The 20,203-nt window shown below is 64.5% G+C and carries 18 protein-coding genes; 11 read left to right on the top strand and 7 right to left on the bottom strand.

The genetic code is table 11. From position 1 onward, the window contains the following. Positions 1 to 101: 101 nt before the first annotated feature. On the bottom strand, positions 102 to 1,406 hold the full coding sequence (pncB, locus tag AB7531_RS35490) for a nicotinate phosphoribosyltransferase (RefSeq protein ID WP_028159033.1): 1,305 nt from the start codon (positions 1,404 to 1,406) through the stop codon (positions 102 to 104). An 80-nt stretch (positions 1,407 to 1,486) separates the two neighbouring features. Continuing rightward, positions 1,487 to 2,416, bottom strand: a complete 930-nt coding sequence (locus AB7531_RS35485; protein ID WP_063985254.1) for a LysR family transcriptional regulator — start codon at positions 2,414 to 2,416, stop codon at positions 1,487 to 1,489. Between the two features lie 95 nt (positions 2,417 to 2,511). Between AB7531_RS35485 and pcaH the strand changes: the two genes are divergently transcribed. After that, complete coding sequence (pcaH, locus tag AB7531_RS35480) at positions 2,512 to 3,294, top strand: protocatechuate 3,4-dioxygenase subunit beta (protein WP_063985253.1); 783 nt, start codon at positions 2,512 to 2,514, stop codon at positions 3,292 to 3,294. Between the two features lie 4 nt (positions 3,295 to 3,298). After that, the gene (gene pcaG, locus AB7531_RS35475) at positions 3,299 to 3,925 is read left to right on the top strand and encodes a protocatechuate 3,4-dioxygenase subunit alpha (protein ID WP_063985252.1); all 627 of its coding nucleotides are present in this window, start codon (positions 3,299 to 3,301) and stop codon (positions 3,923 to 3,925) included. 24 nt (positions 3,926 to 3,949) lie between these two features. On the opposite strand, the gene AB7531_RS35470 is transcribed toward pcaG, so the two are convergent. Beyond that, the gene (locus tag AB7531_RS35470) at positions 3,950 to 4,564 is read right to left on the bottom strand and encodes a LabA-like NYN domain-containing protein (protein WP_063985251.1); all 615 of its coding nucleotides are present in this window, start codon (positions 4,562 to 4,564) and stop codon (positions 3,950 to 3,952) included. A gap of 400 nt (positions 4,565 to 4,964) precedes the next feature. Beyond that, the gene (locus AB7531_RS35465) at positions 4,965 to 5,870 is read right to left on the bottom strand and encodes a helix-turn-helix domain-containing protein (RefSeq protein ID WP_063986646.1); all 906 of its coding nucleotides are present in this window, start codon (positions 5,868 to 5,870) and stop codon (positions 4,965 to 4,967) included. 51 nt (positions 5,871 to 5,921) lie between these two features. Here AB7531_RS35465 and pobA point away from each other — a divergent pair, with 51 nt between their 5' ends. Continuing rightward, on the top strand, positions 5,922 to 7,094 hold the full coding sequence (gene pobA / locus AB7531_RS35460) for a 4-hydroxybenzoate 3-monooxygenase (protein ID WP_441280243.1): 1,173 nt from the start codon (positions 5,922 to 5,924) through the stop codon (positions 7,092 to 7,094). Between the two features lie 177 nt (positions 7,095 to 7,271). After that, positions 7,272 to 8,336: an SDR family oxidoreductase gene (locus AB7531_RS35455; protein ID WP_063985249.1), complete on the top strand. Its 1,065-nt coding sequence runs from the start codon at positions 7,272 to 7,274 to the stop codon at positions 8,334 to 8,336. A gap of 26 nt (positions 8,337 to 8,362) precedes the next feature. Here the strand turns inward: AB7531_RS35455 and AB7531_RS35450 are convergent, their stop codons facing one another. From AB7531_RS35450 to AB7531_RS35440, 3 genes are all read right to left on the bottom strand, one after another. Continuing rightward, positions 8,363 to 10,513: an adenylate/guanylate cyclase domain-containing protein gene (locus AB7531_RS35450; protein ID WP_063985248.1), complete on the bottom strand. Its 2,151-nt coding sequence runs from the start codon at positions 10,511 to 10,513 to the stop codon at positions 8,363 to 8,365. Between the two features lie 18 nt (positions 10,514 to 10,531). Next, a complete protein-coding gene (locus tag AB7531_RS35445) occupies positions 10,532 to 11,203 on the bottom strand; it encodes a hypothetical protein (protein WP_283018482.1) in 672 nt (223 codons plus the stop codon). Positions 11,204 to 11,389: 186 nt separating this feature from the next. Further along, entirely contained in the window at positions 11,390 to 12,529 is a 1,140-nt protein-coding gene (locus tag AB7531_RS35440) for a response regulator (protein WP_063985246.1), read from the bottom strand. Positions 12,530 to 12,815: 286 nt separating this feature from the next. Here AB7531_RS35440 and AB7531_RS35435 point away from each other — a divergent pair, with 286 nt between their 5' ends. Genes AB7531_RS35435 through AB7531_RS35405 form a run of 7 tightly spaced genes read left to right on the top strand, consistent with a single transcriptional unit; the run spans position 12,816 to position 20,161 of the window. After that, on the top strand, positions 12,816 to 13,139 hold the full coding sequence (locus tag AB7531_RS35435; protein WP_063985245.1) for an STAS domain-containing protein: 324 nt from the start codon (positions 12,816 to 12,818) through the stop codon (positions 13,137 to 13,139). Further along, positions 13,139 to 13,504, top strand: a complete 366-nt coding sequence (locus AB7531_RS35430; protein WP_008142319.1) for a response regulator — start codon at positions 13,139 to 13,141, stop codon at positions 13,502 to 13,504. Before AB7531_RS35435 ends, AB7531_RS35430 begins: the two co-directional genes overlap by 1 nt. Further along, positions 13,501 to 15,588: a chemotaxis protein CheA gene (locus AB7531_RS35425; RefSeq protein WP_063985244.1), complete on the top strand. Its 2,088-nt coding sequence runs from the start codon at positions 13,501 to 13,503 to the stop codon at positions 15,586 to 15,588. Before AB7531_RS35430 ends, AB7531_RS35425 begins: the two co-directional genes overlap by 4 nt. Next, positions 15,588 to 16,049, top strand: a complete 462-nt coding sequence (locus tag AB7531_RS35420; protein ID WP_166350025.1) for a chemotaxis protein CheW — start codon at positions 15,588 to 15,590, stop codon at positions 16,047 to 16,049. Before AB7531_RS35425 ends, AB7531_RS35420 begins: the two co-directional genes overlap by 1 nt. 38 nt (positions 16,050 to 16,087) lie before the next feature. Beyond that, entirely contained in the window at positions 16,088 to 17,785 is a 1,698-nt protein-coding gene (locus tag AB7531_RS35415) for a methyl-accepting chemotaxis protein (RefSeq protein ID WP_063985242.1), read from the top strand. A gap of 36 nt (positions 17,786 to 17,821) precedes the next feature. Continuing rightward, positions 17,822 to 18,298: a chemotaxis protein CheW gene (locus AB7531_RS35410; protein WP_063985241.1), complete on the top strand. Its 477-nt coding sequence runs from the start codon at positions 17,822 to 17,824 to the stop codon at positions 18,296 to 18,298. Positions 18,299 to 18,358: 60 nt separating this feature from the next. After that, a complete protein-coding gene (locus AB7531_RS35405) occupies positions 18,359 to 20,161 on the top strand; it encodes a methyl-accepting chemotaxis protein (protein WP_063985240.1) in 1,803 nt (600 codons plus the stop codon). The last annotated feature ends 42 nt before the right edge of the window (positions 20,162 to 20,203 follow it).

The following is a 20,203-nucleotide window of genomic DNA, read 5'->3' as shown; positions in this document are numbered from 1 at the left end:
CGTTGCAAATGCCGACCAACCGGAACCGATGCGGTCGTGGCGAACCAATGCCTCGCATTCGTCCTGCGCGGTTTACCTGATCGAGAGAGTTTGGTCCGGCGCTAGACCAGCACCGGCTTGCGCACCCGGCCAGCGTCGCCGAACACGCGCAAATAGCGTTCGATCTCGGAGGGCATGCCGGTCGCCTTCTCCGGATTGTCCGAGAGCTTGACGGCCGGGTGGCCGTCAACCGACGACACCTTGCAGACCAGCGAGATGGGATCGAGATTGAACGAGCCGTCCGGCGGGCAGCCGACGAAATCATTGGTGAGGTTGGTGCCCCAGCCGAACGAGAGCCGCGAGCGACCGGAGAAGTGGTGATAGGTCTCCTCAATCGAGCCGACATCCATCGCATCGGAGAAGACGAGCAGCTTGTCCTTGGGGTTGCGGCCCTTCTTTTCCCACCAGGCGATGATCTCCTCGCCGGCCTGGATCGGTGGCGCGCTGTCGGGGCGGAAGCCGGTCCAGTCGGCGACCCATTCCGGCGCATCGCGCAGGAAGGATTTGGTGCCGAAGGCGTCGGGCAGCGCGATCAGGAGATTGCCGCCATAGGTCTGGCGCCATTGGTCGAGAATGCGATAGGGCGCCCAGCGCAACTCCTCGTCGTCCTTGGCAAGCGCAGCCGCGACCATCGGCAGCTCATGCGCATTGGTGCCGATGGCTTCGAGATCATTGTCCATCGCCAGCAGCACGTTGGAGGTGCCGATGAAGGACGGGCCCAGGCCTTCCTTCACCGCCTCGACGCACCAGCGCTGCCAGAGGAAGCCGTGGCGGCGGCGGGTGCCGAAGTCGGAGAGCCGCAAATTCTCGAGCTGGCGCAGCCGCTCGACCTTGGTCCACAGCTTGGCCTTGGCGCGGGCATAGAGCACGTCGAGCTCGAAGCGGCCGCGGCCCTTCATCGCGGCGCGCGACCGCAACTCGTTGAGGATGGCGAGCGCCGGAATTTCCCACATCGTGGTGTGGGTCCAGGGGCCGTGGAAATGCAGCTCGTACTGGCCCTCGACCTTGCGCAGCTCGTATTCGGGCAGCCGGAATTCGGCCAGCCAGCGGATGAAGTCCGCCGAGAACATGTGGGTCTTGCCGTAGAAGGTGTTACCGGCAAGCCAGATCAGCTCTTTCTTGGCGAAGCGGATGGTGCGGGCGTGGTCGAGCTGGGCGCGCAGCTCGCCCTCGTCGATGATCTCGGCCAGCCGCACATGGCGCGAGCGGTTGATGACCGAGAAGGTCACCTGCTGATTCGGATAGTCCTCCCGAATCATCTGCAACATCAATAGCTTGTAGAAGTCGGTATCCAGCAGGCTGCGGATGATGGGGTCCAGCCGCCAGCTATGATTGTAGGTCCGGCTCGCAATATCGGTCACTGTCATGGGACAATTCTAGCGTGGCGGCCCTCGCGCAACCAGTGGGTTTGGCGAAGGGCAGACTTCCCTGAAACCGTAACCGAGGCTCAGTCTCCGGCCGCCGTTGCCGCCACGGTTTCGAGCTGGCCGCGGATCCAGCGATGGGCCGGGTCTTTCTGATAGCGCTGATGCCAGACCATGAACATCGGCAGCTCGGCCAGCGTCTTTGTCCGCGACGCCAGCGGAATCGGTACATGCGCAAAGCCGCGCATCACACCGGAGGCGAGCAGGCTCGGCATGCTGGCCAGCATCTGCGAGCCGTGCAGGAAGGGCGGCACGCCGGAAAAGCTCGGCACGGAGATGGCGATGTCACGAAGAAAGCCGTTCGCCGCCAGCCGGCGGTCGAAGTCGAGCCGCTCGTTGTCGGTATAGACCACCGTGATGTGGCGTGCTGCGAGATAGGCGCTGCGGCCGGCCGGCGCGGTGCGCGCCTTGGGATCGAAGTAGCAGACGTAGTGATCGCTGAGCAGCCGCTTCTGCACGATGTCCACGCCGGATGGCGGCAGCGGCGTGACCATGAGATCGCAGCGGTTTTCGCGCAGCATCGCGGGCGACGGCGATTGCGAGGGGATCACGCGCAGGTTCAGGCTCCTGACCTGTCCCGCGACATGATCGAAGAACCGCGGCAACAGCAGATCGCGCTGGAAATCATTGGCGGCGATCGTCAGCGAAAGCTGCGCGCGCGCCGGCTCGAAGGTGACGCCGCCGGCAAAGCTGCGCATCTCGTCGATCAGCGCCCGCGCTTTCGCAGCCAAGGCCTGGGCATGGGCGGTGGCGACGATGCCGCGGCCGGATTTGGCAAACAGCGGATCGCCCGCGATCCGCCGCAACTTGTTCAGCCCGTGACTGACCGCCGATTGCGTCAGACCAAGCCGCGTCGCTGCCGCCGTGACCGAGCCTTCCTCCAGCACGGCAAGGAACAGTTCGAGGGCGTGGCCGTCGAGCGCCAAATGATCGATTTCCTTCATGTAATTCATTATAATCGATCTATTTATCTTGAGAATAGATCGTCCCATGATCTCCCGATAAGCCGCGCCCCCGGACCCGGGCGCCACAGGGAGAGACAACGCCGATGAACGTCCAGGCGCCAGCCTTGCAGGATCCCCGCCTCAACCGACCCGAGCCGTTCAGCCTTCGCGACGGCGGCTTCTTCCAGCGCGACCGCTCGATCCATCCACCGGCACATGCGCCCGGCTACAAATCCTCGGTGCTGCGCTCGCCGCGCCAGCCGCTGCTGTCGATCGAGAACTCGGTCTCGGAGATCACGGGTCCGGTGTTCGGCCACAACGATCTCGGCCCGCTCGACAATGATCTGATCCGCAACTACGCCAAGGATGGCGATCCCGTCGGCGAGCGCATCATAGTCCATGGCCGCGTGCTGGACGAGACCGGCCGCGGCGTGCCGAACACGCTGGTCGAGTTCTGGCAGGCCAATGCCGGCGGTCGCTACCGGCACAAGAAGGACACCTATCTCGCCCCGATCGATCCGAATTTCGGCGGCTGCGGCCGCGCGCTGAGCGACGACACCGGCTACTATTATTTCCGCACCGTGAAGCCGGGTCCCTATCCCTGGCGCAACTTCGTCAACAGCTGGCGTCCCGCCCACATCCACTTCTCGGTGTTCGGCTCGGGCTTTGCGCAGCGGCTGATCACCCAGATGTATTTTGAGGGCGATCCCCTGATCCCGGTCTGCCCGATCCTGACGACGATCCCGGACAAGGACGCGCTCGACCGCCTCGTGGCGCCGCTCGACCTCAACGCCTCGACGCCGTTCGACTCGCTCGCCTACCGCTTCGACATCGTGCTGCGCGGCCAGCGTTCCACCTATTTCGAAAATCGCACCGCGGGGAACTGAGCCAATGCCGCAGCCGCTCGACTATCTCAAGGAAACCGCCTCGCAGACCGCCGGGCCCTACGTCCATATCGGCCTGATCCCGGCCATGGCCGGCTTCGACATTTTTAAGAAGAACTTTTCTAACGTGCTGGTGACGCCGAACACGCCAGGCGAGCGCATCACGCTGGAGGGCAAGGTGTTCGACGGCAGCGGCACGCCGCTGCGCGATGTGCTGCTCGAAATCTGGCAGGCCAACGCAACCGGCCGCTATAACCATCCGGCCGATCGCCCGGCCGGCCCGGTGGACGAGGAGTTTCGCGGCTGGGGCCGCGCCGGCTCCGATTTCGAGAGCGGGTTGGTGACGTTCGAGACCATCAAGCCGGGCGCGATCACGGACAAGGCAGGCCGCAAAGGCGCGCCGTACGTCAATATCTGGATCGTCGCGCGCGGCATCAACATCGGTCTCAATACGCGGCTCTATTTCTCCGACGAAGAAGCCGCGAATGCCGCCGACCCCGTGCTCAACCTGGTCGAGCCGCCGGTGCGGCGCGCGACGCTGATCGCCACGCGCGGTGAGCGCGCCGGCAAGGTCGTGTACTCCTTCACGATCAATCTGCAGGGGGCGGAGGAGACGGTGTTCTTCGACGTCTGACGATCCGCCGATCGCCCCGCAGGATCATTCCACCTGGTCGCCTCGATTGATCGATCCGCGCGTGGTGGCTTGCGGTGGTTGCGGGCGCATCTCGCGCGATCCCGGCCGCTCGGCCGGGGCGCGCCCCACTCTTGGCTTCAGCTCTGTCAAATCGATGAAGACGTCGGCCTGCCGGCGCAGTTCGTCGGCAACCATGGGAGGCTGGCTCGCAAGCGTGGAGACGACCGTCACGCGGACGCCGCGGCGTTGCACGGCTTCCACCAGTGAACGAAAATCCCCATCGCCCGAGAACAGCACGATCTGATTGACGTGCTCGGCGAGTTCCATGGCGTTCACGGCGAGTTCCACATCCATGCTGCCCCTCATCTTGCGGCGGCCGGTCGTGGCGTCAACGAACTCCTTGGCGAGCTTGGTGACGACGGTGTACCCGTTATAGTCGAGCCAATCGATCAATGGGCGGATTGACGAGTATTCCTGATCCTCGCTCACGGTCGTGTAGTAGAAGGCTCGCAGCAACGTACCTCGGCCGTGAAATTCGCCGAGCAGGCGCCTGTAGTCGATATCGAAACCGAGCGCCTTGGTGGCGGCATAGAGATTGGGGCCATCGATGAAGACCGCAATCTTCTCAAACGAAGACATTATGCACTAATCCCCAGTTCCGCATTGAAGCCGGCAGGTTCAGCCGCCAGGGCTGTGTGCCGGCCGGAAAACGTCGAAGTCGCCGATGGCCCGCGGAAAAAGGCGGCGCAGACGGCCGGAGGGGGGGCCGTCCCGCGCCAGTTAAGGGAGGTTGCTGCTATCAGCGCCAGGATTCCGAATGCAGTCACGTTAATGCGTGCGCATGCCACGCTCAATTGTACGGAGGTAAACGGCGCGTATCCAAAGGGTTGGATGCTCTATACGAAGGTAAGTGGCGCGCTGGTTCGGATCTCGACAGCCCGGCGCGATCGCGGATACGACCGGCCGCAAATGCGCGCCGCACGTCGATGTCTGGATTGTTGCGCGCACCCGAGGACCGGATCATCGACGTGGGATGGCCTCAAGCCTCGCCGCCATGGAGTTGGGCGCGAAAGGCGCGCGGCGACAGGCCCGTGGCCGCGGCATAGACGCGGCTGAAATAGGCGGGATCCTCGAAGCCGAGCGCGTAGGCGATCGTCGAGACCGGCAAATTGGTGTAGACGAGGTTGCGACGCGCCTCGCGGATCAGCCGGTTGAGGATCAGGTGGGAGGCGGTGTCGCCGGTCGCCGCCCGCGTCAGCCGGTTGAGATGGGTCGGCGTGATCGACAGCGCGCCGGCATAGTCCGCAACGCTCCAGCGTTCCAGATGATGCTGTTCCAACAGCGCCTCGAAGCGGCGGAACAACCCGCTTTCCGCCGTGCCGTTGCCGCCGCTCTCGCTGGTGAGCGCGCGGGCCACCAGCCCGATCATGGCCGCCGACAGTGCACGCAGCACGTGCGCGCGGCCGAAATCGCGCGCGGCGTGCTCGGCGAAGATCTGCTTCATGGTGGTGCGGATCTGCGGCGTGCCGCGCACCACGGCCGATCGGGACAGGGCGCCGCGCAGTCCTTCCGAGGCAAGCAGTGCCTCGTCCAGAATTTCCGCAGCGATGGTCAGCACCCAGCCCTGGGTATCGGGCTCGAAGCGGAAGCCGTGGACATGGCCGACCGGCACATTGACGACCTGCATTGGCCGGAGCGGCACCACGCGCCCGTCGAGCGTCGCCTCGCCACCACCGCGCTCGATCAGCAGCACCTGGTGCAGCCGGGCATGGCGGTGCACGGCCAGCGTCCAGTCGTGCAGCACCGAGCGTGACGCGATCGTCTCGCAATGCACGACGTCGGGCAGATCGCCGGACTCGCCGAAGAGGTTGTAGACCCGGATTGCCGGGGCTGAGGCTGCGCTTTTCATGTTCGAATAGTACAAGACAAAGACGAAACCCTCCATCGGTTTGCGGCGGCGGATCTGCAAAAAACGCAGCGACGGGAGGACGTAAAAATGAAAGTTCAGGTCTGCATCATCGGCGGTGGGCCGTCCGGGCTGCTGTTGTCCCAGCTTCTGCACCTGAAGGGCATCGATACGGTCGTGCTGGAGAAATACAGCCGCGACCACGTTCTCGCCCGCATCCGTGCCGGCGTGCTCGAGCACGGCTTCGCCAGGTTGATGCGCGAGGCGCAGTGCGGCGAGCGGATGGACCGCGAGGGCGAGATCCACAACGGTTTCGAGATCGCGCATGACGGCGTGCTCTCCCACATCGACCTGCACAAGCATTCCGGCGGCAATTCGGTGCTGGTCTACGGCCAGACCGAGCTGACGCGCGACCTCTACGAGGCGCGCGATCGCCTCGGCGGCAAGGTCGTGCACAACGCCGAGGACGTGACGCCACACGATCTGACGTCGGACCGGCCCTACGTGACCTATCGATCGATCGACGAGATCGTCCGCATCGATTGCGACTACGTCGTTGGCGCCGACGGCTTTCACGGCGTCAGCCGCAGGTCCATCCCGAAGGACGTGCTGCGCGAATACGAGAAGGTCTATCCGTTCGGCTGGCTCGGCGTGCTGTCGCGCACGAAACCGGTGTCGCCCGAGCTGATCTATGTGAAGCATGAACGCGGCTTTGCGCTCTGCTCGCTGCGCTCACAAGTGCTGAGCCGCTACTACGTCCAGGTGCCGTTGACCGACAAGGTGGAGGACTGGAGCGACGATGCGTTCTGGACGGAGCTGAAGCGTCGCCTGCCGGACGAGGTCGCCGGCCACCTGATCACCGGGCCCTCGATCGAGAAGAGCATCGCGCCCCTGCGCAGCTTCGTCGCCGAGCCGATGAGCTACGGCCGCCTGTTCCTCGCCGGCGATGCCGCCCACATCGTGCCACCGACCGGCGCGCGCGGGCTCAACAGCGCCGCCTCCGACATCTACTATCTCTACCACGCCATGCTTGCGCATTATCAGCACGGCGACGATTCCGGCCTTGCGGGCTATTCCGCCAAGGCGCTTGCGCGGATATGGAAAGCGCAGCGTTTTTCGTGGTGGATGACGATGCTGCTGCATCGTTTTCCCGACCGTTCCGAATACGAGGACCGGCTTCAGCAGACGGAGCTCGAGTACCTGCTCTCGTCCGAGACGGCGCAGCGGCTGCTCGCGGAGAATTATGTGGGATTGCCGTTTTAGCGACGGTTTGTGACCGCTCAGCTGACGTTGCCGCTCCAAAGGGGAGCTCTCCTCGCGGCACGAGGCGAGTTCGCCTGTCAGGCCGGTTCCCTTTCAATAAGTGGTGACGGACGCCGAAATGCTCTGTTGCCTCGTGCGATCGTTCCTACCTCCTCAACCGAACAGGAGGGCGTAGCGATGACGAACACAGCGCTTGTGGTCGGCGCCAGCGGTATTGTCGGCAGCAATCTCGCCCGCCATCTCAGCGATCGCGGCTGGCAGGTGCTTGGGCTCGCAAGGCGCCCACCAAGCGGCCTCGATGGTGTTCGTCCCATCGCGGCCGATCTGCAGGATCCGGCCTCGCTTCGCGACATCCTGGCGAGCCTTCGTCCCACTCACGTGTTTCTCGCCACATGGCTACGTCAGCCAACCGAGGCGGAAAATATCCGCGTTAACGCTGCGATGGTGCGCAACGTGCTGGGGGCACTTTCCGGCGCAGATACGCTTTCTCATGTCGCGCTGGTCACCGGGCTAAAGCATTACCTGGGACCGTTCGAGTCCTACGGTAAAGGCAGGCTGCCCGCGACGCCATTCCGCGAGGAGCAACCGCGGCTCGATGTCGAGAACTTCTACTACGCTCAGGAGGACGAACTATTCGATGCGGCCAGGCGCGGTGGTTTCAGCTGGAGCATTCACCGCCCGCACACGATCATCGGTTATGCGATAGGCAACGCCATGAACATGGGAACGACGCTTGCCGTCTACGCGACGATCTGTCGAGAAACGGGGCGGCCATTTCTCTTTCCAGGCTCGGCGATGCAATGGACCGGCTTGACGGATATGACGGATGCCAGATTGCTGGCGCGGCACCTGGAATGGGCCGCGACGACGACGGTCGCGCGAGACCAGGCATTCAACGTCGTAAATGGCGATGTCTTCCGATGGAGCTGGATGTGGGCGCGACTGGCCGGCTGGTTCGGGTTGCAGCCTGCCCCCTTTCCAGAGGAAATTTCGCCGCTTGAGCGTCAGCTTGCCGATTCAGGTCGTATATGGGCTGATATCGCGCTCAAGTATGATCTCGTCGAAAGAGACCTCTCCGTCCTTTCGTCGGCATGGCACACCGATGCCGACTTGGGCCGACCTATCGAAGTCGTCACCGATATGAGCAAGAGCCGTAAGCTCGGTTTCCTTGAATATCAGGCGACGGACGACAGTTTTTTCGATCTCTTCAGCAGGTTGCGTGCCGCGAACGTCATTCCTTGAGCCTTCTGACGAAGAGTAAACAACCGCTACTTTCCTTCCAGCGTATTGACTGGCGTCCACTCTGGCGATGGTGGATTTGCGGCGAGGGCTTTTGCGCGCTTGGCGAACAGCGCCGACGCCGGGTCGATCTTCGCGACGCCGTCGAACGCCTCGGCCGCCTTCGCAAACTCCCTTGCCCGCCAGCACGCCAGCCCCTCCGCATACGCTGTGGCCACCTTCGTCTGCTCGGCGCTCTCCGCGCCCTTGTCCGCGAGCGGCTCGAACACCTGGATCGCCTCGCCGCGGCCGAGCACCCTGATCGCATCGAGCTCACGCCAGGCGAAAGTGTCGCCGGTCTGCGCCATCGTCGTTTCCGAGGCCATGATGGCGGTGCCGTAATATTTGTTGGCGCCCTCGAGGCGCGAGGCGACGTTCACGGTGTCGCTCATCACGGTGTAGTTGAAACGGCGGCGCGAGCCGATATTGCCGACCACGGCTTCGCCGCTGTTGAGCCCGATGCGGTGCGACAGGCCGTGGCCTGCGAAGGCGGGATTGCTGGCGTTCAATTCCGCGAGCTTCTCGTGGCACTTCAGCGCGGCGTGAACCGCGTTGCGCGCGTGGGCCGGATCGTCGGCCGGCGCGCCGAACATCGCGACGATGGAATCGCCGATATATTTGTCGACATAGCCGCCATGGCTCTCGATGATGTCGGTCATGGCCGAGAGATATTCGTTCATCAGGGTCACCAGCTCGCCCGGCGTCATCGTCTCTGCGATCGAGGAGAAGCCGCTGAGGTCGGAGAAGAACATGGTGACGTTGCGCATCTCGCCGCCGAGCGCCGGCATCTTGCCGGAGGCAACCATGGTGTTGATCACTTCGGGCGCGAGATAAAAGGCGAAGCTCTTGCGCAGAAAACGCTCGTCGCGATCGGCCAGCATGAAGCGGTAGCCGATCATCATCGCGAGCGCCGCCAGGCTCGCGAGCGCGGGCTCTGTCAAGGGCAGCGCCAGGGCATGCACGAACGCGCCGACCGCCACGGCGGCGTAAACGGCGGTGAGGGCGAGCCAGGCGATCACCGCGCCGCCGGGTGCGAGCATGCAGGCCGCGCAGGCGATGATCGCCGCGAACGCAATCGTGAGGACGGTCCGCGCCGGAAAGCCGAGCTCCGTCACGGCGTCGCGCTCGATCAGGTTTCGCACGACGGTAGCATGCACGAACACGCCGGCGATGTCGCTGCGGGCCTTCTGCGCGGTGCCGGCCGGGGCGGGCAGGGCGCAACGCGGTGCGGGCGAGCCGTCATATCCGCCGGAAAGCCGCATCGAGGTGAGCTTGCGGTCCTCGAAGTTCAGGACGGTGCCGAGCAGCACAACCTTGCCGTCGAAGGCGCGGCGGAAGAAATCGCGGTCGCCTTTCTCGACGCAGGCACGCAGGTCGGCGAAAGAATAGGCCGGGACGTCGCGGCCCATGCCACGGTAGTTGAGCGTCAACGTGTTGGGGACCGCGCTCGGGATCGTGTAGCCGGGCAGCTGCATCGCGCCGGATGGTCCGTTCCCGGGCGTCGTGCCGAGCGCACGCGCGGCGAGTTCGACCGCCATCGCAGGGACAGGCTTGCCGTCGATGGCAAAGCTCAGCGGCATCCGCCGGATCACATCATCGGTGTCGGTATGCACGTTGAGGGCGCGGACATTGTTTTTCACCGCAAGTCGTTGTGCGGGGTAGGGTACGTCCGGATGGTCATTGCTGAGGATCTCGCCAAGCACCAGCTTGCCGCCGTCGGAGAGTTGCCGGAGTGCGATGAGGTAGTCCCGGTCAAAGCCCTTCAAGCGGCTGCCGAACGACGCATCGCCGAACGGAATCTCCGATTGCTCGATCGAGCTTGGAAAGATCACGTCGAAGCCGATGACCTTGGCGCCGCCTTCGGTGATGCTTCCGAGCACCCGGCCGATCTCGCGCGTCCAGGTCTGGGTCGGCGATCCCTTGAAAGGGGGAGTGTCGTAGGTCTCCCCGTCGATCGCAACCACGACGACCGGCGATGTTGCGGGATCACGGTGGTCGCCGACCAGCTTGCCGCGCATCGCGGTGAGGATATCGAGCGAGAGACCTTGCAGTGTCTGAAGCGGCGGGGACGTGAAGATCGCGCCCGCAACGAGCGCAATCAGGATGGCCGCAACGATGTCCCGTCCCCCGATCCGCCGCATCGCCCCGTCGCAGACCGCCTATTCGAGCCGCAGCAGCCGACCGACGATCGGCGTCGGCGATGACGTGGCGCTGGCATCGACCTGGAAGGCGTAGCGCTTGGCGCCAAGGATGGCGAGATAGCTGCCGCCCGGGGTCAGTGTCTTTCCGGCCTTGGCAAAGTCGTAGAACTTGCCGCCGACCATGATCTCGCTCTTGAGCGGCACGCTGATCGTGGGCTCCTTGCCGTCGGTACGTTCGATCACCAGCGTGCTGCCGCTCTTGGCCTGTATCAGCGGGGCGACGCCATAGAGCGTCGGCAGCTTGGCCGGCGGCGCTCCCTTGACGTCCGATCGCATGGTGCGGAAGGTCGTTGCGGCGCTCTGGTTGGCCTCGCGCTCGGACAGTTTTGCTGCATTGGTATCGCAGGGCACCTTCTCGCGCTTGACCTCGCCGAGCTGCACGGTGCTCTGCTCGGCGCCGACCAGGACGACGCCTTCGCTGATGGTCTCGCGCTGGCAGGATTTGAGGTAGCTGAGCGTGATGCTGGCCTTGGGCCCGAGCTTGATGATCTTGCCGGGCGCGACATAGTCCATGAACGCGATGCCATCGACCTTGCCCTGGACGTCCTCGACGATCGCGGCAGGGGTCTCCGCCAAAGCGGGGGCCGCAAGACAGAACGCGCCGACACCAGCGCTGATCAGGCTTCTCATGGGAATTCTCATCCAATTCGACCGATAAATCGCCGGTCCCCGTCCTGGTCCGATGCTTAGCAGCGGCGCGTCCAGACAAATGTGACCGGAATCACTCTTGGTTGTTGGTGCACTCTAGCAGGAACAGGTTCAAACCTGCGACCGGAGAAGCGAAGCCGCGGCAAGCTATTTGCCGGATGGATCATGTCAGGCGGCCGGGACGGGCTCAGGCAACCGGTCCTCGACCGCAGGGCTCTCTGCCGCACACTCTATAATGGGCGCGAGAGGGGCTTCGGTCTTCTGATACGGCGTCGCCTGCTGACCGGCGGCGATTTCCACGACCTCGTCCCAGCGCGACAGGAAGGCCTCGACGCAGGCCGGGTCGAACTGCCGGCCCTGGTTCTCGACCAGATAGTCGCGCGCCACGTCGAGCGGCATCGGCTCTTTATATGGCCGGCGCGTCGTCAGGGCGTCGAAGACGTCGGCGACCGCGACGACGCGTGCGGCGACCGGGATCTCGTCTGCCTGAAGGCCGTTCGGATAGCCCGCGCCATCCCAGCGTTCGTGATGGCCTGCGGCAATTTGCGCACCGAGCTGGATCAGCTCGCAGCTGGAGTCCGCCAGGATCTTTTCGCCGATCGTCGCATGGGTGCGGATCACCGCCATCTCATCGTCGGTGAGCCTGCCGGGCTTGAGGAGGATATGGTCGGGGATGGCGACCTTGCCGACGTCGTGCAGGGGCGCGGCCAGATAGATGTCGCGGCAGAGCCGGGGCGGCAGGCCGAGCTGCTCGGCGATGATGCGGCTGTAGCGGGCGACCCGCAGCGTGTGCTCGCCGGTGTCGTTGTCGCGGTATTCGACCGCAAGCGCGAGCCGCAGGATGATCTCCTCCTCGCGCTCGCCGAGCTTCTGGGTCGCGGCCGCGACCGCGCTCGCCAGATCGGCGGCACGGTCGTTCTGCTTGCGCACGGCTGCACCAAGGCGCACCAAGTTGCGCAGGCGCACCGTCATCTCGAGGCTCTGTGGCTGTTTCGGTAAGAAATCGGTTGCACCAACCTGCAGCGCTTCCATCTTGACGTCATCGGTCTGTCGCGACGTGATCATTGCGATCGGGATGTCGGCGCAGCCGGGCAGGGTGCGGAAGGCGCGGATAAAGCTGATGCCGTCCATATGCGGCATCTCGTAGTCGACCAGCACGAGGTCGAAGACGCGCTCGCGTGCGCAAGCCAGCGCCTCGACGGGATCGAGGAACGTCGTGGCCTCGACCAGGCCTTCGGCTTCGATATGACGTTTCAGGAAATTGAGGACAGAGCGGCTGTCATCAACGAGAAGCGCTTGGGTCAGCATCGGCGGCCGGTCTCGTTCGGATGCGAGGCGTGACCTCCACGAATAGTCTTTGCGATTTAACGCGGAGCAAACGCCCGGGCTGCTGCGAACTGACTCAAGACTGCGCACAGCGCATGCGAATTGAGCGAACCATGCACGCCTGCATGCATGCGCGAAGTTCTTCGGTTTGTGACCCGTAGTTGTACGGTGATGCCCATTAGGGGTTTGCACACTCTCCCAAGCGAATAGTCGTCGCGCGAGATTCGCGTCATGCGTGCAGCGAATCCCGAGGAAATCTGGGGGACGAATGCCGTCTGACGTCACTGAGCCGAAGTGGTCCCTACGGCTGCCTGCAGATTGCAGCATCGCTGCGATCCGCAGTGTCTATGACCTGATCCGCGAAGCTTTCGGCCGGCAGGACCGGCTCGAGATCGATTGTTCGAGCGTCGACAAGGCCGACGTAACCTCGATCCAGCTTCTGCTGTCGACCGCCAAGACGGGCGAGGCCCAAGGCCGCCCGGTGGTGCTCACATCGTTCTCCCAGTCTCTGCGCAACACCCTTCGCCGCGCCGGCTTCGCCAGCGATGCGATGATCGATCAGCACTTCCCGCAAAAGAAAGATGGCACCTGATGGCCACGATTCTCACGGTCGACGATTCCCCCAGCATCCGTCAGATGATCAAGGTCGTGCTCGAGCCGGCCGGTCACAACGTGATCGAGGCCGGCGACGGCGCACAAGGGCTCGCCAAGGCGCAGGCCGGCAAGCTCGACCTCGTCATCACCGACCTCAATATGCCCGTCATGAACGGGCTGGAGCTGATCCGGGCGCTGCGCAAGCTGCCGAGCGCGGTCGGCATGCCCATCGTGTTCCTGACCACCGAATCCAACGACACGGTGAAGCAGGAAGCCAAGAGCGCCGGCGCCACCGGCTGGATTACCAAGCCGTTCAAGCCGGAGCAGCTGCTCGCCGTGGTCGGCAAGCTGGTGCGTGCATGAACGCGATGGACCCGACAGAGGTCTTTCGCCAGGAAGCCAGCGAGTTGTTCGAGGTCCTGGAAGGGGCCCTGCTCGATCTCGGCCAGCGTCCCGACGACCGCGAGTTGGTCGATTCCGCCTTCCGCGCCCTGCATACGATCAAGGGCTCGGGCGCCATGTTCGGCTTCGACAAGGTCGCCTCCTTTACCCACGAATTCGAGACCGCGTTCGACCGCGTCCGCAAGGGCGAGATCAAGCCGACGCAGGAGCTGATCTCGGTCGCGCTTGCGGCCAAGGACTATATCCGCGCGCTGATCGAGGATCCGCAGTCGACCGACGACATCATCGGCGAGGCCATCCTCGACGACCTCAAGCGCTTCGTGTTTCCCGACCAGTCCGCCGCGCCCGTCGCCGAAATCGCCGAAGCGCCGCCGCTGGCCCCCGGTGAAAGCAAGCAGGCCGGCTGGCACCTGTATCTGGAATTTGAATCCCACATCCTGCGCAACGGCTCGAACCCGCTCGATCTGCTGGAAGACCTTTGCAAGCTCGGCCCGTGCTTCGTCGTGCCCGTGACCGACGGCATCCCGTTCCTCGACGAGATGGAGCCGGAAGATTGCTATCTGAAGTGGGACGTCAAGCTGCACGCCGCCTGCGACAAGGACGCGATCGACGACGTCTTCATGTTCGTCCAGGACGAGATGAAGCTGACGCTCTCGCCGCTTGAGCAGGTTGAAGCGCCCGCGCCGCTGCCGTTGTTCCAGCTCCTCGACGAAGAGCCGGCTCCCGTGGCCGAGATGGCCGCGCCGGCGGTCGAGGTCGCTGACGCGCCCGTCGCCGCGCAGCCCCTCCTCAAGGCAGAGCCGAAGCCGGAAGCCAAGCCTGAATCGAAGTCTGAACCGAAACCCGAGGCCAAGCGTGACGATCGCGGCATCGCCACCGTCCGCGTCCAGGCCGAGCGTCTCGACGAGTTGATGGACCGGGTCGGCGAGCTCGTCATCGCCCAGGCGCGGCTGACGCAGCTCGCCTCGTCCGGCTCGGATCTCTCGATCAAGATGATCGCCGAGGAAATCGAGCGCCTCGCCTCCTCCCTGCGCGACACCACGATGGGCGCGCGCATGGTACCGATCGGCTCGCTGTTCGGCCGCTTCCGCCGCCTGGTGCACGATTTGTCGCGCGACCTGTCGAAGCCGGTCGAATTCGTCACCACGGGCGAGGACACCGAGCTCGACAAGACCATGATCGAGTGCCTGGCCGATCCGCTGGTTCACCTGATCCGCAACGCCATCGACCATGGCATCGAAGACACCGCGACCCGCTCCGCCAACGGCAAGACGGAGCAGGGCCGGATCGAGCTCGCGGCCGTTCATTCCGGTGCGCAGGTGCTCGTCACCGTGAAGGACAATGGCGGCGGCCTCAACACCGCGCGCATCCGCGCGAAAGCGGAAGAGCAGGGGCTGATCGCCTCCGGCGCCGTGCTGACCGATCACGAGATCCACCAATTCCTGTTCCACCCGGGCTTCTCGACCGCGCAGACCATCTCGGCGCTGTCGGGCCGCGGCGTCGGCATGGACGTCGTCAAGCGCACCATCGAGAACATGCGCGGCACGATCGATCTGTCGACCCGGCCGGGCCAGGGCACCACGGTGACGCTGCGCCTGCCGCTGACGCTTGCGATCATCGAGGGTCTTTTGATCCGTGTCGGCGAGGGCCGCTACATCATTCCGTTGTCGGCCGTGGAGGAATGCATCGAGCTGACCGCCGAGGACGAGCGCTCCCGCGGCCGCAACTTCCTCAACGTGCGAGGCAATCTCGTGCCCTTCCTCAGGCTGCGCGAAATCATGACTGCGTCGGGTACGCCCGACCGGCACCAGAAGACGATCATCATCTCGACCGGTGAGACGCACGTCGGTCTTGTCGCGGACCAGATCATCGGCAACCACCAGACCGTGATCAAGTCGCTCTCCAAGCTGCACTCCGACGTCACGATCTTCTCCGGCGCGACGATTTTGGGTGACGGCACGGCGACGCTGATCCTCGATGTCGCGCAGCTCGTCACGCTGGCGCAGTCGAAGGTCGAGAAACAGCATATCAGCGAGGCGGCCTGATGAACGATGGTTTGACGGGCGAGCATCACGCCGACGCGATGCAGGTCGTAATGATCGGCCTCGGCGAGGAGAAGTTCGCGCTCGACGCAGGCCTCGTGCGCGAGATCATCGATCCCGTGCCGGTGACCAAGGTGGCGGGCGCGCGGGCCTTCGTTCCGAGCGTCATCAACGTGCGCGGCAACGTCATTCCGCTTGCGGACCTGCGCATCCGCTTCGGCATGCCGCAGCTCGACAATTCGGCCGACACGCGCATCGTCGTCATCGAGCTCACGCTCGACGGCGAGCCGGTCCTGGTCGGCGTCACCGCCGACAAGGTCTACGAGGTCACCGAGATATCGCAGACCGACGTGCAGCAGACGCCGCGCGTCGGCATGCACTGGAAGCCGGAGTTCATCCGTTTCATCGCCAAGTGGCGAGAAGAGTTTGTCATCGTTCCCAACATGGAACGCATCCTGAATTGAAATGAGGTCTCGGGGCGAGACTGGGGTAGGGGCTGGAAATGAGATTCACGGTCAAGGCAAAGCTTGCCATCGCGTTCGGTGTGGTCCTATTGCTGTCGATGGCGGCGGGCGGCCTCGCTTATGTGAAACTGAGCGAGATGATCGACACCGCCGACAGTCTGGTGTCGCGTGCCAACCGGATGGACCGTGCGGCGGAGATCGAGAAGGGTATCCTGCTTCAGGTTCGCGCCGAGAAGAACCTCATTCTCGCGCCTGAAGGCGAGGCGGATCGTTTTATCGCCGAAATCGCCAAGCAGCGCGAGACGCTCTCGAAGTTGAAGGAAGAGATCCAGGCCGCGGCTTCCCCCGAAGGCAAGAAACTCATGGAGAATTTCGGCGTCGCGTACGCGCGGATGAACGCCGTTCAGGACGACGCCCTCAAGACCGCCCGGACCGACAAGGCGAAAGCCGCCGAGCGCTCCATGACCGAGGTCCGCAAGGCGGTCGCCGAGGCCATGGAAGCCGCCAACGTCTACGTCACCAACGTCAAGAAGAACATGGCCGCTCAGGCGGCCCAGGCTCACGAGGACGGCAACCGGGCCCAGCTCCTGCTGATCTCGGCCGTGCTGGCTTCGCTTGTCATCGGCCTGATCGCCGCGATCTGGATTTCCTTGAGCATCTCCCGCGGTCTCGGCCGCGCCGTCGGGCTCGCCGGCGCGGTTGCCGATGGCGATCTCAGCCAGTCGATCAAGGTCACAAGCAACGACGAGATCGGCGATCTTGTTACCTCGCTGAACTCCATGGTCGAGAAGCTCAAGCAGATCGTCGCCGAAGCACTCACCGCGGCGCAGAACGTCTCGGCCGGAAGCCAGGAGCTTTCGGCCAGTGCCGAGCAGCTGTCGCAGGGCGCGACCGAACAGGCCTCGTCGGCCGAGGAAGCCTCGTCCTCGATGGAAGAGATGGCCTCGAACGTGAAGCAGAATGCCGACAACGCCAACCAGACCGAGAAGATCGCCGCGCAGTCGGCCAAGGACGCGGAAGCCAGCGGCGTCGCCGTCGGGCGCGCCGTCAATGCGATGCAGACCATCGCCGAGAAGATCACGATCGTGCAGGAGATCGCGCGCCAGACCGACCTGCTTGCCCTCAACGCCGCGGTCGAGGCCGCGCGCGCCGGTGAGCATGGCAAGGGCTTTGCCGTGGTCGCGTCCGAAGTGCGCAAGCTCGCCGAACGCAGCCAGGCGGCCGCGGCCGACATCGGTACGCTGTCGACGGAAACCGTGAAGGTCGCTCGGGAAGCCGGCGACATGCTGTCCAAGCTCGTGCCCGACATCAAGAAGACTGCCGAGCTGGTCCAGGAGATCACGGCGGCCTGCCGCGAGCAGGACGTCGGCTCAGCCCAGATCAATCAGGCGATCCAGCAGCTCGACAAGGTCGGCCAGCAGAACGCCAGCGCCTCCGAGCAGGTGTCCTCGACATCCGAGGAGCTCGCCTCGCAGGCCGAGCAGCTTCAGTCGACCATCTCGTTCTTCCGCATCGAGCATGCCGGCCGCGGCGAGGCTGCCGCGCCCGCGCCGATCGACCGTGCGGTCACCCAGCTCCGCGCCAAGGCCGCGCACATGGCGGCAGCGGACCGCGGCGTCAAGAAGCCCGCGCCCGCCCGCAAGCCGGCGCGCGCGCTGAAGGTCGCCAATGGCGGCGGCTTCGCCTTCGACATGCATGACGGCGAAGACGACCGCGACGCCGAGTTTCAGCGCTGACCGCAACTTGAAAACAATCTGACTCTGGACCGTACCATGGCCGCAACCTCGCAATATCTGACGCTCGGGCTCGCCGGCGAGACGTTCGGCATCAGCATCCGCAATGTCCGGGAAATTCTCGACATGCGGCCGATCTCACGGCTGCCGCATGCGCCGAATTTCCTGCTCGGCATGATCGACGTGCGCGGCAGCGGCTATCCCATCGTCGACCTCCGCACCAAGCTCGGCCTGCCGGCCGTGGAAGCGACTGAAGCGACCCGCATCATCATCCTCGACGTGCCGATGAAGGATCGCCTGGTCGGCGTCGGCTTCGTCGCCGATTGCGTGTTCGAGGTCACCGATATCGACGAGCAGGCGATCGAGCCCATCCCCGAGGTCGGCGGAAAATGGCAGTCCGACTATGCCGCCGGGATCGGCCGCAAGGGCGAGAAATTCGTCGTCATCTTCGATCTCGCCAAGCTGATGGCGAACGACGAGATCCCGGAAGGGCGCGATACCTCTCGCGCCGCCTGAATTTGCAAGCGTGAAGCGTGGTCAAGCGTAAGCACCCCAATTCGAACCAACGAGACTGACATGAGATTCACCGTCAAAGCCAAGCTTGCCAGCGCCTTCGGCGTCGTCATCCTGCTGTCCATGATCGCCGGCGCGGTCGGCTATGTGAAGCTGGCGGACATGGTCGGCACCACCGAGCTTCTGGTCAGCCGTGCGGGCCGGATGGAAAAGGCCGCCGAGCTGAAGGAAGGCATCCTGTTCCTTGTGCGCGCGGAGAAGAACGCGATTCTCGCAGCGTCCGATGCGGAACACGAGCAGTTCCAGGCCGACCTCATCAAGAACCGCGACGCGATCACCAAGTCGAAGGACGAGATCTACGCAGCCGCCAGCGAAAGCGGCAAGAAGCTGATGGAGGTCTTCAACGTCGCCTTCGCCAAGCTCAACGCCTATCAGGACGAGACGGTCAGGCTTGCGAAGACCGACAAGCCGAAGGCCCTGGATCGCTCCATGCATGATGGCCGCAAGGTCGTTGCGGACGCGATCGAAGCGGCCGATGTCTACATCAAGAATGTCAAGAAGAACATGGCTGAGCAGGCCGAGCAGTCAAAGCAGGACGGTGCGCGCGCCGAGATGCTGCTGATGAGCCTGGTCATTGCCTCGCTCCTGATCGCCGCGGTCGCGGCGACCTGGATTGCGCTGAACATCAGCCGTGCGCTGGCGCAGGCGGTGGGCCTCGCTGATGCGGTGGCGATCGGCGATCTCAGCCACAAGATCGAGTCCTCCAGCAATGACGAGATCGGAGATCTCATCAAGTCGCTGAACGCGATGACGGTCAACCTCAACGCGACGGCGGCGCTCGCCAACCAGATCGCGCAGGGCGATCTCATGGTCGAGGCCAAACCGCTGTCGGACAAGGATACGCTCGGCCTCGCGCTCGAGCGCATGGTGGAGAAGCTCCGTCAGATCGTGTCGGAAGCCCTGACCGCGGCGCAGAACGTCTCCGCCGGCAGCCAGGAGCTCTCCGCCAGCGCCGAGCAGCTCTCGCAGGGCGCGACCGAGCAGGCCTCGTCCGCCGAGGAAGCTTCTTCTTCGATGGAAGAGATGGCCTCGAACGTGAAGCAGAACGCCGACAACGCGAACCAGACCGAGAAGATCGCCGCGCAGTCCGCCAAGGATGCCGAGGCCAGCGGCGCCGCGGTCGGCCGCGCCGTCAACGCGATGCAGACCATCGCAGAGAAGATCACGATCGTGCAGGAGATCGCGCGCCAGACCGACCTGCTCGCGCTCAACGCCGCGGTCGAGGCCGCGCGCGCCGGCGAGCACGGCAAGGGCTTTGCCGTGGTTGCGTCCGAAGTGCGCAAGCTCGCCGAACGCAGCCAGGCCGCCGCCGCCGAGATCGGCACGCTCTCGACTGAAACCGTCAAGGTTGCGCAGGAGGCCGGCAATATGCTCTCCAGGCTCGTCCCTGATATCAAGAGGACGGCAGAGCTCGTCGAGGAAATCACCGCCGCCTGCCGCGAGCAGGACGTCGGCTCGGCCCAGATCAACCAGGCGATCCAGCAGCTCGACAAGGTCGGCCAGCAGAACGCCAGCGCCTCCGAGCAGGTGTCCTCGACCTCCGAGGAGCTCGCCTCGCAGGCCGAGCAGCTTCAGTCGACGATCGCCTATTTCCGCATCGAGCAGGGACGCAGCCAGGCCGCTGCGCCGATCGACCGAGCGGTCACCCAGCTCCGCGCCAAGGCGGCGACAATGGCGGCCGTCGAGCGGCCGGCCAAGAAGCCGCAGGCGAGGCCGGCGCGCGCGGTGAAGGCGGCCGGTGGCGGCGGCTTCGCCTTCGACATGAACGACGGCGAGGACGATCGGGACGCCGATTTCCAGCGCTGAGACCCGTCAAGAGGTCGGCCCATCCTTCGCCGGTGGGCCGAT

The organism is Bradyrhizobium sp. 63_E2_N1_3, assembly GCF_052076005.1.
Taxonomy (GTDB): Bacteria; Pseudomonadota; Alphaproteobacteria; order Rhizobiales; family Xanthobacteraceae; genus Bradyrhizobium; species Bradyrhizobium barranii.
Note: the sequence above shows the minus strand (reverse complement) of the source record. Positions and strands in the feature narration are given on the sequence as shown.

Excerpts from the sequence above, each read along its gene's own strand:
- AB7531_RS35485 (WP_063985254.1), bottom strand. The coding sequence starts at position 2,416 with ATGAATTACATGAAGGAAATCGATCATTTGGCGCTCGACGGCCACGCC.
- AB7531_RS35425 (WP_063985244.1), top strand. The coding sequence starts at position 13,501 with ATGAACGCGATGGACCCGACAGAGGTCTTTCGCCAGGAAGCCAGCGAG.
- AB7531_RS35440 (WP_063985246.1), bottom strand. The coding sequence starts at position 12,529 with ATGCTGACCCAAGCGCTTCTCGTTGATGACAGCCGCTCTGTCCTCAAT.
- pcaH (WP_063985253.1), top strand. The coding sequence starts at position 2,512 with ATGAACGTCCAGGCGCCAGCCTTGCAGGATCCCCGCCTCAACCGACCC.
- AB7531_RS35430 (WP_008142319.1), top strand. The coding sequence starts at position 13,139 with ATGGCCACGATTCTCACGGTCGACGATTCCCCCAGCATCCGTCAGATG.
- AB7531_RS35470 (WP_063985251.1), bottom strand. The coding sequence starts at position 4,564 with ATGTCTTCGTTTGAGAAGATTGCGGTCTTCATCGATGGCCCCAATCTC.
- pobA (WP_441280243.1), top strand. The coding sequence starts at position 5,922 with ATGAAAGTTCAGGTCTGCATCATCGGCGGTGGGCCGTCCGGGCTGCTG.
- pcaG (WP_063985252.1), top strand. The coding sequence starts at position 3,299 with ATGCCGCAGCCGCTCGACTATCTCAAGGAAACCGCCTCGCAGACCGCC.
- AB7531_RS35445 (WP_283018482.1), bottom strand. The coding sequence starts at position 11,203 with ATGAGAAGCCTGATCAGCGCTGGTGTCGGCGCGTTCTGTCTTGCGGCC.
- AB7531_RS35420 (WP_166350025.1), top strand. The coding sequence starts at position 15,588 with ATGAACGATGGTTTGACGGGCGAGCATCACGCCGACGCGATGCAGGTC.
- AB7531_RS35415 (WP_063985242.1), top strand. The coding sequence starts at position 16,088 with ATGAGATTCACGGTCAAGGCAAAGCTTGCCATCGCGTTCGGTGTGGTC.
- AB7531_RS35410 (WP_063985241.1), top strand. The coding sequence starts at position 17,822 with ATGGCCGCAACCTCGCAATATCTGACGCTCGGGCTCGCCGGCGAGACG.
- AB7531_RS35465 (WP_063986646.1), bottom strand. The coding sequence starts at position 5,870 with ATGGAGGGTTTCGTCTTTGTCTTGTACTATTCGAACATGAAAAGCGCA.
- AB7531_RS35455 (WP_063985249.1), top strand. The coding sequence starts at position 7,272 with ATGACGAACACAGCGCTTGTGGTCGGCGCCAGCGGTATTGTCGGCAGC.
- pncB (WP_028159033.1), bottom strand. The coding sequence starts at position 1,406 with ATGACAGTGACCGATATTGCGAGCCGGACCTACAATCATAGCTGGCGG.
- AB7531_RS35405 (WP_063985240.1), top strand. The coding sequence starts at position 18,359 with ATGAGATTCACCGTCAAAGCCAAGCTTGCCAGCGCCTTCGGCGTCGTC.
- AB7531_RS35450 (WP_063985248.1), bottom strand. The coding sequence starts at position 10,513 with ATGCGGCGGATCGGGGGACGGGACATCGTTGCGGCCATCCTGATTGCG.
- AB7531_RS35435 (WP_063985245.1), top strand. The coding sequence starts at position 12,816 with ATGCCGTCTGACGTCACTGAGCCGAAGTGGTCCCTACGGCTGCCTGCA.